We start from the raw sequence: 12897 nt of genomic DNA, 5'->3' as shown, positions 1-12897 counted from the left end.
GTTTTCAAATTGTTGAAAAAATGCTACAATTGAAACAATACAAAGGAGATAGATTTTAGGAACCGAATGGACGCTGTTTTAGTAAAAATACCATAATAAAGGAGGCATCAATGATGAAAAAAATCATTGGTCAAAGTGCGTTGAGTGCATTTCAGGAGGTAGTACCTTTTTTAAAAATGTTATATCCGCAGGATGCAGCTGTTTTTGCGTGTGATCGGCAAAAATATCTAGCTTTTGAAGAAGCTGAAAGCTTTAAGCTTGGAATTAAAGTAGGAACATCCTTAAAAGAAAACAGCGCTGAAGAACAAGCTATGAAGAAAAAAGAAAAAGTATCTAGCAACGTATCGAGGGATAAAGCTGAGATACCTTATCATGCAATGGCATTACCGGTTTGGGATGATGGTAATACAGTGATAGGGGCTGTAGGTGTTTGTTTATCATTAGAGCATTACGATAGTTATCAGGAGATTTCGGGAAGGTTTGAAAAAGCATTTCATGAAGTTGGAAAAGGTGTGAAAGAAATAAGTGCGAGTGCAGAGCATTTGGCTGAAATAGGCGAAAAACTATCTTGGTTATCAAAAAATGCAGCAGAAGCGGTTCAAAAGACAGATGAAATTATGAAAATTATTGGTGGAATATCCAACAAAACAAAAATGCTCGGAATGAATGCATCGATAGAAGCTGCTCGTGCAGGTCAGGAAGGAAAAGGGTTTGCTGTCGTAGCCCAGGAGATACAAAAGCTATCTAATAGTACACAACAAGCTGCTTCTGATGTTGCTAGTATTATTAAAGATATGGCCGATACGATTGAATCTGTAAGCCGAGAAACCCAGGAAACGAGTGCTATTAGTGAAGAACAAAGTGCATTCGCAGAAGAAGTTTCATCTACGATGGATGAATTAAAAGATCAACTAGAATCTTTGGGGGAACTTTTTGAAATCTTAATAGAAGGAACAAGTTGATGCAGTAGATTGAATTTTCGGACGAAAGTAATAATGTTGACATATTGAAGGAGGAAAGGTATAATTTTTTTAAGATTTGAAAAAGTGAAACATGAGAAGAGCTGATGAAGTAATCATCTATAAAGTGATTCGTTACAATAGTGCGATTGTTGAATTAATATCATAAATAGAGGTGCAGTTATAGGGTAGCCGGAAAATGTTAAGAAGATACACCTTCGATAATTCTGGTAAAGGTTGTAGCTGCCGAAGGAGGCCGTGGTGTATAATGGTTTTTCTGACAGACGGGATAGTCTCGATCTGTTGTCGTTCGAATCAAAGTGCGATGAGCTATTTATGTAATGGGAAGTCATTGCATAAATAGCTTTTTTATGAAAAAGAAGATGCTTTAAATAGGAGGATTTATGGTAGAAGCCAGAAAAAAAACAAAACATGCCAAAGGGATAGAAGTCATTGGAAATCCCATCATCAATAGATTTCTAACAGCTAATATGGAAATAGATGAGAAAAGCAAAGAGTATAAGATACAAACATTACTTGGTTTTTTAGGGATAGCCTTAGTTTTTAGTAGTTTTCGATATCCACCAGCTTTTTTTCTTGGCGCAGGAATATTGTTTTTTAGAAGAGGTTGGAGGAAAAAAACGGATCGATATCAAGTATGTTATCAAGATGCACAAATGGCTCTGAAGAAGAAAAACTATCAGAAATGCATCGAAAATCTGGAAAGTATCAGAATCGATTCTCCTAAAACAAGAGAATTGCTACTAGTTCAAGCGAGTTGTTATTTAGAGTTGGAAAATGCAAAAAAAGCCTATCACTTATACACTGTTTTTTTTCAACAAATTACAGACAATCAATATAAAGAAGAATGGTACAGTCCTGCGGAAGAAAACGCCTTACTACTAGCGCTTGAAGAGCAAGATATGGAGTTTGCAAAAGGAATGATAGAGAGAATGCTCCATTTGCAACGTGATGATGCCATCCTTGCTCCTATAATAAAGCGATTCCAAGAATTGGGAGGTGAACTTTCAAAAAAGAAAGTATAGTCATCAGGTTTCTCTCACAAGAAAAGAAAAGGCTCATATGTTAGATTAATTAAAGGGGGACTGAGCGTGTTAGAGAGTAAAGAACCTAAAAAGGCAAATTTGGGACAAGCGTTGTTTGTAATTGTATTCTTAATAGCTGTTTTGTTTGTGTCTTTGGTTTTGATGGGAGCCGATCCACATGTGCCATTAATTATTGCAACGATCGCTGCTGGATTAATTGGTATTGTATCTTTGGGATTCAAATGGTCTGATTTAGAAGAGGCGATGATTCAATCTATTAGTATGGCAATGCAAGCTGTTCTAATCCTCATGGTTATTGGATCAGTGATAGGAACTTGGATTTTGAGTGGTACGGTACCCAGTATGATTTATTATGGATTGCAAATATTATCGCCAGGAATATTTCTGGTAGCAACTGCTATTATTTGTTCAGTTGTTTCTATTTCAACAGGGAGTTCATGGACAACAGCTGGAACTGTTGGTATTGCATTATTAGGAGTTGGGATTGGCCTAGGAATTCCCATAGGCATGGTAGCTGGTGCGATTGTTTCAGGTGCTTACTTTGGTGACAAATTATCACCTCTGTCAGATACCACCAATCTGGCGCCGGCAATGGCTGGAGCAACCTTGTTTGACCATATTAGAAGCATGATATGGACAACCATACCGGCTTTTATTATTTCTATTATTTTGTATGGAATTCTTGGAAGTCGATATGCTGGACAGGAACTAAATGCAGAAGAGATTAATATGATGTTAAGTGCCATAGGTGATAACTTCATGATTAGTCCAATGCTATTTATTCCACCGATTGTTGTTATTATTATTGTTATTAAAAAAGTACCGGCTTTGCCTGGTTTGTTAAGTGGTGTGATTCTTGGTGGTATTTTTGCAGCAATCTTCCAGGGAGCGAGTCTGGGAGATGTTATTGAAGCGGCTCATTACGGCTTTTCGATGGACAGTGGATATGAAGTGGTTGATAGTTTATTGAGTCGTGGTGGGTTAGATGGTATGATGTGGACCATTTCCCTTATTCTTATTGCTCTTTGTTTTGGGGGGATTTTAGAAAAAACCGGAATGCTTCATGCTATTGGAGATTTTATCCTAAGGTTTGCCAAAGGAACAGGATCTCTTGTTGCAGCCACTGTACTAACATGTTTTGCTGTTAACTTTCTTGCTGGTGAGCAATATATTGCATTGGTTATTCCAGGTCGAATGTATCGTGACACCTATAAAGAAAAAGGAATTCATCCCAAAATCCTATCAAGAGCCTTAGAAGGTGGCGGAACCATCACTTCGGCATTAATTCCTTGGAATACTTGTGGTGTGTTCATGTGGGGAACCTTAGGGGTACATCCTTTTGTATATGCGCCTTATGCGTTCTTAAATTTGATCACTCCGATTGTTAATATTGTATATGGATTTACTGGGTGGACGATAGAGAAATGTGATGACAATGAAGAGGCAACAGAAGTCGAGTAAAAACAGTTATTGAGTAAGCGCAACCTATGATATAATACAATAAGGATACTGGTAATCTTACTAGTATCCTTATTGTATTGCTTGAATAATCAAAACGATAAACTAGAAATAACGTAAAAGAGCTAGGAGGTGAGTATGATAGACTTGAATTATTTGGAGATAGAAAAAGCTCATCAGCGAATTAATGATTATATACGAAAAACGCCTTTAGAAAGATCGATGTATCTGGGAAGCGAGGATCAAACCATTTTTTTCAAGCTTGAATCCTTGCAAAAAATGAAAAATTTTAAGGTGCGTGGAGCTTTTAATAAGATCTTAAGCTTATCAAAGGAAGAAAAAGAGCTGGGAGTTGCCACTATATCATCAGGGAATCATGGGAGTTCAGTTAGCTATGCGGCAAACTTGATTGGAATCAGCAAAGCAGTTGTGATAGTTCCGGAAAGAACACCACAAAGTAAGATTGAGAAGATTCAACATTATGGAGCTGAAGTCATCAAAATAGGCAAAGATTATGATGATGCTCATACGAAGGGAATGCAATATATTAAAGATAGGAAGATGACGTATGTAGATTCCTATTACTCGGACCCACAGGTGTATGCGGGACAAGGTACTATTGCGATTGAATTATTGGAACAAAATAAGGAACTGGATTTAATAGTAGTGCCGATAGGTGGAGGAAGCTTAATAACGGGTATAGCTGTGGCAGCAAAAGCGATAAAACCTGATATCAAGATAATAGGAGTTCAGACAGAGGCATGCCCGGCAATGGTACGATCATTGAAAGATGGTGTTTGTTATGAAAAATATCCTACTAAGCCTTCGCTATGTGATGCGTTGGTAGGTGGTGTAGGGAAGCTTAGCTATCAGTTGTTGCCTACCTGTGTAGATGAGTTGTTGCTAGTGTCAGAAGAAGGTATTGGAAAAGCGGTCAGTATGATGGCAAAAAAAGAAAAATTAATAATAGAAGCAGGTAGTGCAACAACAGTAGCTGCTGTTATGGAACATGGGGATAAATGGAAAGAAAAAAATATTGCACTTATTATATCCGGTGCAAATATTGATGGGGAAGTATTAACCGAATTAATGCAACAGTACTGATATAACATCAGCAAATAAAGTGAAAATGGTTTTTACAAATAAGGAAATATAGAATTTGTTATTTTGTATAAAAAACAAAGGAGGAGTACCATGAATCAAAAGAAGGTATCAATTGTAGGTGTACCGATGGATTTAGGCCAAAATAGACGTGGGGTGGATATGGGTCCCAGTGCTATGAGGTATGCTGGTGTTCGATCCAGAATAGAGAAATTAGGCCATCAGGTTGAAGATCATGGAGATCTTCACATTGACTTTTCGGAGAAAAAAAGTTCTGAGAAAAAGACAAATCTAAAAAACCTAATGGAAGTAGAAAGAGTGAATGCAATGTTGGCAGAAAAGGTAAGTCACATTGTGGAAGAAGGAAGCTTTCCTCTTGTTTTAGGTGGAGATCACAGCATTGCGATAGGAACGATCGCTGGAGTTTCTAAGCATTATGAAAACTTGGGAGTTATTTGGATTGATGCTCATGCTGATTTGAATACAGAAGACACCTCCCCATCAGGAAACATTCATGGAATGCCTTTGGCAGCAAGCTTGGGAGTTGGCAATGAATCTTTGACAAGTCTTTTTTACCCTAAGGCAAAAGTAAAACCAGAGAACGTAGTGATGATTGGACATAGAGATTTAGATCAGGGTGAAAGGGAATTGGTAAAAGCGAAGGGAATTAAAATGTATACCATGCATGAAATTGATAGAATGGGAATGACTAAAGTGATTGAGGAATCTTTGACATATTTGAAAGGGAAAACGGATGGGATTCATTTATCCCTTGACTTAGATGGATTAGATCCTACAGATGCTCCGGGAGTAGGGACACCAGTTATTGGAGGTATTAGCTATCGGGAAGGGCATCTTGCTATGGAAATGCTAGCGGAAACGGACTTAATTGTCTCCGCTGAGTTTGTTGAGGTAAATCCAATTTTAGACGAAAAAAACAAAACAGCGCAGGTAGCCGTAGCGCTAATAAGTTCTTTGCTGGGAGATCGATTACTCTAAAAAGTTGCTCTAAAGGTAAAAAACAGTCTTGAAAAAGGCTGTTTTTTTATATAGCGCTTACGTATTTGTTCCTTGACAAAGGAAAAACAATCTGAAATAATGATAATGATAATTGATATCAAATAACTCGAAACAAGGAGGTAACAGGATGAAAAAAGTTACTATTATTTACGGCAGTACAACAGGGAATACAGAGAGAGTGGCTGAACTATTAAAGAGCAACATGGATGGTGCTGATATCACATTAGCAGACGCTAGCAATGCAGAGAAAGAAATGGTTCAAACTGCGGATCTTATTCTTCTCGGTGCTTCAACTTGGGGTTATGGAGATATACAAGATGACTTTCAAGCATATTATGACTCAATGAGTGAGGATCTTCTCAAAGGAAAAGATGTGGCTGTATTTGGTTGTGGCAATAGTGATGATTTTCCGGATGTTTACTGCGAGGCTGTCAACTTGATAAAAGATAAAGCAGCTGAATGCGGCGCAAATATCATAGGAGAAGGATTGAAAATAGATGGTGAAGTTGATGACAATATTTCAGCAATAGAATCATTTGCGAAATCTCTTTTATAACTGGCAGTAGATTCAAACTTATGTAGAGAATGATCGTTTCCGAAAACATTACGAATAACTTGTTTTTTAGCCAAAATAGAGAAGCAGAAATGTTTCTCTATTTTAGTGTAGAATGACAGGGATGGGGTAGATTGAAGGATAAGATAGAACAAATAAAAGAGGAATAGGAGGTTTGGAAAATGAAAGAGAAAAAAGTGATTATTATTGGTGCGGCAGGTAGGGACTTCCATAATTTCAATACTGTTTTTCGCGAGAATGATCTTTATAGAGTAGTTGCTTTTACAGCGGCTCAAATACCCGATATCGACGATAGAAAGTATCCAGCAGAGCTTGCAGGAGAACGCTATCCACACGGAATCCCAATCTTTCCTCAAGAAAGACTGAGGGAACTGATTTGTGATTTAGAAGTCGATGAATGTATCTTTGCTTACAGTGATGTAAACTATCAGTTTGTAATGGGGATAGGGGCTCAAGTAAATGCAGCTGGAGCTGATTTTCGATTGATGGGGCCGAAAAGCACTACCTTAAAAAGTAATAAGCCTGTCATTTCTGTATGTGCGACCCGGACTGGATGTGGTAAGAGTCAAACAGCTCGAAAGATCATTGAAAATCTAATGGAAATGGATTTGAAAGTAATCGTTGTGAGACATCCTATGCCTTATGGAAATCTGGTAGAACAAAAGGTACAACGATTTTCTACGGTGGAAGATCTGCATCGTCATCACTGTACCATTGAGGAAATGGAAGAGTATGAACCACATGTGGTCAGAGGGAATGTTATTTATGCTGGGGTAGATTACGAAGCAATTCTTCGAGAAGCAGAAAAAGATCCAGGTGGGTGCGATGTCATTGTTTGGGATGGAGGGAATAATGATTTTTCATTTTATCAACCAGATTTAGCGGTGACGGTGTTAGATCCACATCGACCAGGGCAAGAGTTGTCTTATTATCCTGGAGAAGTAAATCTTCGCACAGCGGATGTAACTATTATTAATAAGATAGATAGTGCTGATCCTGATGCGGTACTACAAGTAGAAAACCATATTAAGCAAGCTAACCCAACGGCCATGATTATTAAATCGGAGTCAGCAATTCATGTTGACCGGCCAGAACTAATAAAGGATAAGCGGGTAGTGGTGGTAGAGGATGGGCCTACATTGACCCATGGAGAAATGAAACTAGGGGCTGGTATTATAGCAGCACAACGTTTAGGAGCTTCCGAGATTATTGATCCACGTCCCTATTTGACAGGAAGGCTGATAGATACATTTAAAGAATATCCTGATATTGGGGCTTTGATACCGGCTATGGGATATGGAGATCAGCAGCTTAAGGATTTGGAAGCGACCATCAATAAGATAGATTGCGATGCTGTTGTCATTGGAACACCGATAGATTTAAGCCGAGTGATAAACATCCAAAAACCATTTGTCAGAGTGCATTATGAATTAAAGGAGCAAGGAGAAATAAAGCTGGAAACAGTATTGACATCGTTTGTGAAACAATATGTAAAATAGAAGGTAACCGCACTTTTTCTCTGAGAATTTAAGACACGGTTTCATGATACCGTGTCTTTCCAAACGGTTTGATTGCGACCGTTTCTTTTACCGACATATAGGAAGTGATCAGCTTGTTCTAAAACCATTAAGTAATCACCCTTTGTGCTTCCTTTAGCAAAACCAATGGTCACGGTAAGGGTTATAGTGAAATTTTTGATGTGAATTGGTGTGGACTCAAGGGTTTTGCGTATCCTTTCGCATACTCTATGGACATCATTATCTTTCATTCCTAAGAGAAGGACTAAAAACTCCTCGCCTCCAAATCGAAAGGCATAATCTTCCTTCCTTAAAGAGTTTAAGATAAGATCAGAAAATATTTTTATGACAGTGTCACCAACGACATGTCCATATTTATCATTAATGATCTTAAAATGATCAAGATCTAGAATAACCATATGCATTGTATGGTCTTCGGACTTTTCTTGATAAGAGTGCATCAATTTTTCTAAATATCTTTTGTTATAAAGACCGGTAAGGCTATCCTTTTTTCCTTCATCTTCCATGACATTTACTTTCGCTCGTAAAAAACGATAAAAATAAAAGGCTCCAAAAAAAACGGAAAGTCCGCCCAACACGGTTACTTCTCTGGAAAAGTTAATGCTATTTTCATTTTTAATTCTTCTTTCAGTATAGAGTTCGTATTGATGCAGAATAATTCGATCGGTAAAAGTGGTTGCAAGATTGATCGAGCTGACATAGGCAACGAAGGAAGTATATCGTTCTGATTCATCTGTAATGCTTCTGCTTAGTAATGTTTCTAATGGAGCATCGGTAGCTTTTAGGGTTCTTACAAGTCTTTTGTAATCTGTCGTATCGTCGGACTTTCTTTGTAAATCACCTAGGTCTGTGAGCATCTTGTGGATCTCTTGCTGAAGTTTCACAATAAAATAATAACTGGCAGGATCTTTTTCATCCATATACCTGACTAATTGAACTTGTTGTTCTGATAATAAACTTTTTAAGCTACTACCAGTCATAATAACTTCCATATGTTCTTCCTGCATGATTCGATAGTTTTCCTGAACCTGATTAGTGGAAGATAGAATGATAATAAAAGTAATAAAGAGCAAGCTCATAAGCGTAAGATATCCGATTTTTATCCGATTTATTTTCTGTGAAATTCCCATAGCGAACCTTCCTTATATTCAGTATACTCAATGAAGTATGAGCTTTCTTATTATAATACCACAACCTATCAAAACTATGCGTAACGTTTTATTGAATTTGAGAGTGACGGTCAACAGATACAAGAATAACAGATCGCATTTCTGAATGCGGCTATGGTACTATATTGAGAGAGAGAAAGTGAAAAAGGACAGGCTTTGTGATAAAGTGTTAGGAAGTAGATCGGTTTCAAAATATATCATTGGTTATTAGCTAAAGGAGGAAGGGTGAATTGACGTCACTTAATTACAATATTGAGAAAGAATATGGAGTTATTTCAGAATCTAAAAAAGGTTGGAAAAAAGAATTGAATTTAGTAAGTTGGAATGATCGGAATTCTAAATATGATTTGAGAGACTGGGCTCCTGGACGCGAAAAAATGGGGAAGGGAATCACGCTTACTGGAGAAGAACTGATTAGATTAAGAGACTTATTGAATGAGATGGATCTATAGAATTTTGTTAACGCAGATACTGTTTAACAATAGCCCTCTAATGATGGAAAGAGGGCTAAATTAGTATCTTGCTTGATAATGCCTAAAGAAAATAAGGTTGTATGGAACATGATAAAGTCGCAGAGGAAAGGACATTATATGGCGAAAAAAACATGGAAATCTTTAGGGCTGGTGCTTGCGTTTTTAGGGTTTAGCTACGGATCTCTCATTCTAAGCTCTGAGATAAATAGGTCTTTTGGAGAGAATACTGGCAATTTGAAATCTTTGGTATTAATGGCAATTCCCTTTGTGTGTTTAACGGCAAGTTTATTTACTTATGTTATTAAAAATCACCTTAAGGAAGATGTGAACGAGGTTACAGATAAAATCAGTGTCTTGTACTTGGTGGCAGGATTAGTAATTGTTGTGACAATCGTAGTTGGGTTTTACCGGATCTTACCGAAGCCTGACAGCGAGTTTTCGTTCCCATTATTAGATATGATGGTGTGGACAATTTATATATTATTGCCTATTGCAATAGGTATAGCCGGTTTTGCTTTTGTAGGGGTGACTTTTCTAATACTTAGATTAAGCAATAAATATCCAAAGGCTATCTATTTGATAGCAATGATAAGCATGATTATATGGTGGAATGAACTACCTGGAGAGGGTGGCTTGGAAGCAATTGCTCGACCAGCTGGAGCTGGATCGTACTATAGTGATACAAATTGGTATTTTATGAGAGATAATCGAGTCTATGTATATGAGTGGCATAATGGTGAAGATGTTTTTTTTCATGTAACCCTAGAAGGAGACAAAAAAGAAATAATTTCATCATCGGATAAGCTAAGAAATGCAAGATTTTTCTTAGCTTATGAACAAGAAGCTATTTATTATACAAGTTTTCATAACCGCGTTAAAAAAGTGGATTTAAGGAATGGAAAAATAGAAGAACTATATAGTGGATCATTGGCATTGATACCGGACACACTGGTAAAAAATCATGTATTAGCTGGATATTCTTATGGGCCGAATAACGATCCAGCAAATGCAATAGTAGGGTGGTTACATTTAGAAACGGGTGCTTTGGAGAAGAAAAAAATCCTAAAGCTAAGCGAACATGGATATCATTATTCAGAAGAAGAGGATACTATATACTATAGTTGTAAAGAGAAAACACAATACCATATATACGAAGATGAAGATATTGTGTTTACGACAGAGCGAGAAATAGATGCTGTTTTTGTACAAAATAATTTTTTGTATTCTATATCACCCAATGCAATAATAAAAATAGATTTGGAAAATTATCAGGTAGTTGAAGAAACAGAAGGTTCAGGGTTTCGGAAAATGCCTGTGTTAAACAATCCAAATCGCAACATGATAGAACTGGGAACAGCGATGTCTGGGTTAAACTATTTCTATGATTACGATGGTGGTCTTTATGTTTTTGATGATAAAGCGATGCAATTTGAATGGATAACGAATTTTGGTTTTGTAAAGCATGGCAGCACCTATGGAGAATATTCGCTTTTTCGATCAAAAGAAGATGTTCTTTTATACCATCCTCAAAAACGAACATTGCATAAGTATTCAGGTGTGATGAATTATAGCATACAAGACAATATCCTGTATTTGCTAAAAATAGAAGGTGAGCGATATCAGCATGAAAAAGAACCACACTTTTATATCGAGAAAATAAATTTGTCAGCAGAGAAATAAAAGTAATGATTCTTTTGCTTTTGTTGAAATAGATTAATCAATGTTTTGCAGGGTATCCGCCACATTTTCCCAAGAATCTGGAACAAAACTTCCATCAAAAGATGCTGAGAACACTGTATCTGGAACTCGTTCGATGACGATGATTAACTGATCAAAGTAGAAGCTTTCCTGATATTCGAGCAATAGAGGATGTCGAGGAGCTTCAAAAGGTTTTTTTCTCCATCTTTTATAAAAGACTCGAAGTGGAGGTAACGGATTGTCTTTTTGAAAAAAATATTCTTGTATTTTATCTTGAAAAATAACCGCCTGATTATCCATTTTAAGATGTTGATTCATATTTTTTTCATGTAAGTGTTTGCAAATGGGAGCGATCGTATTTGCGAAAGTTTGTATAATCAGCAGCATTTTTTCATCAACAGCACCAGGAAGTCCTGTGATAACTAAATAACCTATGGGCGATATTTCAACAGCAAGCTCATCGGTTTTGATAGGTGCAATAATGAGTCCATTATGTTCTTTCCCATCACTAGCATGGACGAAATCTTCAGAGGCATTTTCACCTTGCAAAAAATAGAATTCATTGACGTCGCGGTTCCAAAACAAGTCTTTCATATGAATGATAGATTCTTCTGGATAGCCGTATTGGTAGAGTTGATGTTGTTGCTGAGTTCCTAATACAAAAATGGATTGCTTTACATTAAAACCGAAGGTGAGGGTTTGGAGCGTTATTTCAACAAGTTCTTCCAGATTATTGCAAGAGTTTACATTTTTCATCATACGGTTGAATTTTTTTATCGCTTCTAATTGAGAAGCGATTTCTTCTTTTTGATCTTGAATCGTAGCGATATGCAAAGCATTTTGAATAGCGATGTAAATTCCTTTGGTAATACTTTCAATCTGTTCAAGCGTTCTGGCGTCGTACTGTTTGCCAGAAGCAGCTTCTCCAATGGTAAGAAAGCCTAGTAAATTTTCGTCGGCTAGTAGAAAGAGGTAAACAGCATCTAGATCCTTAAGTTTTTCTGGATTTGAAAATATTTTTTCCAGCATTGCTCGATCATGATCTATATGGAAGATACGTTGATCACCAGATATTTTTTCCGTTTGAACAGAAAATGAACAAGCATGGCAGGCTTTATGATCCAGAGAAAGAAAACCCTTTACTTTCATTTTTTGTTCGCCAGGGTCATAAAGGCCGAAGGCGGTGGCTCGACTGGTAGTAATTTCTCGAACGACATCAATACATAAACGGTATAGCTGTTCCAGATTCGTTTCGGCCATGATCATACGGCTGCATTGTGCGGCCATGGTCATACTAAAGATTTGCTGATTAAGCTCTTCTTGACTATGCTTTAGTTTAGAACGCTCTGTCGCCATGGTAAGGGACATGTTCATTAAGTCTTTTAAGGATTCCATTTCTTCTTCAGACCAAGGGAAATGTTGATTTTCATCATCAGAAGCAACCACAATAAAAGCTTTAAGTTCATCCTTAACAATCATGGGGATACTAATAACAACCTTATTCTTCTGACAAAAATCAGGACTCAAAAAATTAATATATGGATGATACAAAACTCGTCCCTGAAGGACAGGCCATTGTTTTAGTTTTTCGGTGGCTGTATGCTGCTTTATTTCAGAAATCATTCCAATTTCGCTTTTACAGATATATTCATGATCCTGTAGAACAAAAATAGCAGATGAAGTCCATTCAGAGATATCATGAAGAAATTGATAGCCATAGGTATAAATTTGTTCCTCTGTTAATACTTGCGTAAAAAAGGCTACGCAATCGATCCATTTTTTTCCAAACTGCTGGGATACAACATTTTGATTTGTATCAAGCTGACTCAAACAGAACACT

General features: G+C 37.0%; 11 protein-coding genes. 9 read left to right on the top strand and 2 right to left on the bottom strand.

The genetic code is table 11. From position 1 onward, the window contains the following. The first annotated feature begins 113 nt into the window (after positions 1–113). From BLV55_RS03735 to BLV55_RS03705, 7 genes are all read left to right on the top strand, one after another. Positions 114–962, top strand: a complete 849-nt coding sequence (locus BLV55_RS03735) for a methyl-accepting chemotaxis protein (RefSeq protein WP_176968243.1) — start codon at positions 114–116, stop codon at positions 960–962. Between the two features lie 401 nt (positions 963–1363). Further along, on the top strand, positions 1364–2005 hold the full coding sequence (locus tag BLV55_RS03730; RefSeq protein ID WP_093311283.1) for a hypothetical protein: 642 nt from the start codon (positions 1364–1366) through the stop codon (positions 2003–2005). Positions 2006–2071: 66 nt separating this feature from the next. After that, positions 2072–3487 carry a Na+/H+ antiporter NhaC gene (gene nhaC / locus BLV55_RS03725; RefSeq protein ID WP_093311281.1) on the top strand — a complete coding sequence of 472 codons (1416 nt, stop codon included), beginning with the start codon at positions 2072–2074 and terminating at the stop codon, positions 3485–3487. A gap of 135 nt (positions 3488–3622) precedes the next feature. Next, positions 3623–4588: a threonine ammonia-lyase gene (locus BLV55_RS03720; protein ID WP_093311278.1), complete on the top strand. Its 966-nt coding sequence runs from the start codon at positions 3623–3625 to the stop codon at positions 4586–4588. Between the two features lie 90 nt (positions 4589–4678). Continuing rightward, the gene (gene rocF, locus BLV55_RS03715) at positions 4679–5584 is read left to right on the top strand and encodes an arginase (protein ID WP_093311275.1); all 906 of its coding nucleotides are present in this window, start codon (positions 4679–4681) and stop codon (positions 5582–5584) included. Positions 5585–5732: 148 nt separating this feature from the next. Continuing rightward, on the top strand, positions 5733–6161 hold the full coding sequence (locus tag BLV55_RS03710; protein ID WP_093311273.1) for a flavodoxin: 429 nt from the start codon (positions 5733–5735) through the stop codon (positions 6159–6161). Between the two features lie 179 nt (positions 6162–6340). Further along, positions 6341–7678, top strand: a complete 1338-nt coding sequence (locus tag BLV55_RS03705) for a cyclic 2,3-diphosphoglycerate synthase (RefSeq protein WP_093311270.1) — start codon at positions 6341–6343, stop codon at positions 7676–7678. 41 nt (positions 7679–7719) lie between these two features. Here the strand turns inward: BLV55_RS03705 and BLV55_RS03700 are convergent, their stop codons facing one another. Continuing rightward, complete coding sequence (locus BLV55_RS03700; protein WP_093311267.1) at positions 7720–8847, bottom strand: GGDEF domain-containing protein; 1128 nt, start codon at positions 8845–8847, stop codon at positions 7720–7722. A 269-nt stretch (positions 8848–9116) separates the two neighbouring features. Here BLV55_RS03700 and BLV55_RS03695 point away from each other — a divergent pair, with 269 nt between their 5' ends. Both BLV55_RS03695 and BLV55_RS03690 read left to right on the top strand, forming a co-directional pair. Continuing rightward, entirely contained in the window at positions 9117–9338 is a 222-nt protein-coding gene (locus BLV55_RS03695) for a YdbC family protein (RefSeq protein WP_093311264.1), read from the top strand. A gap of 138 nt (positions 9339–9476) precedes the next feature. Beyond that, positions 9477–11039 (top strand): hypothetical protein, encoded by a 1563-nt coding sequence (locus BLV55_RS03690; RefSeq protein WP_143033163.1) that lies wholly within the window; start codon positions 9477–9479, stop codon positions 11037–11039. A 33-nt stretch (positions 11040–11072) separates the two neighbouring features. Here the strand turns inward: BLV55_RS03690 and BLV55_RS03685 are convergent, their stop codons facing one another. Further along, positions 11073–12887 carry a GAF domain-containing protein gene (locus tag BLV55_RS03685; RefSeq protein WP_093311258.1) on the bottom strand — a complete coding sequence of 605 codons (1815 nt, stop codon included), beginning with the start codon at positions 12885–12887 and terminating at the stop codon, positions 11073–11075. Positions 12888–12897 lie beyond the last annotated feature (10 nt).

The sequence above is a fragment of the Tindallia californiensis genome, assembly GCF_900107405.1.
GTDB lineage: Bacteria > Bacillota > Clostridia > Peptostreptococcales > Tindalliaceae > Tindallia > Tindallia californiensis.
This window is presented reverse-complemented; position numbering and strand designations above follow the sequence as displayed.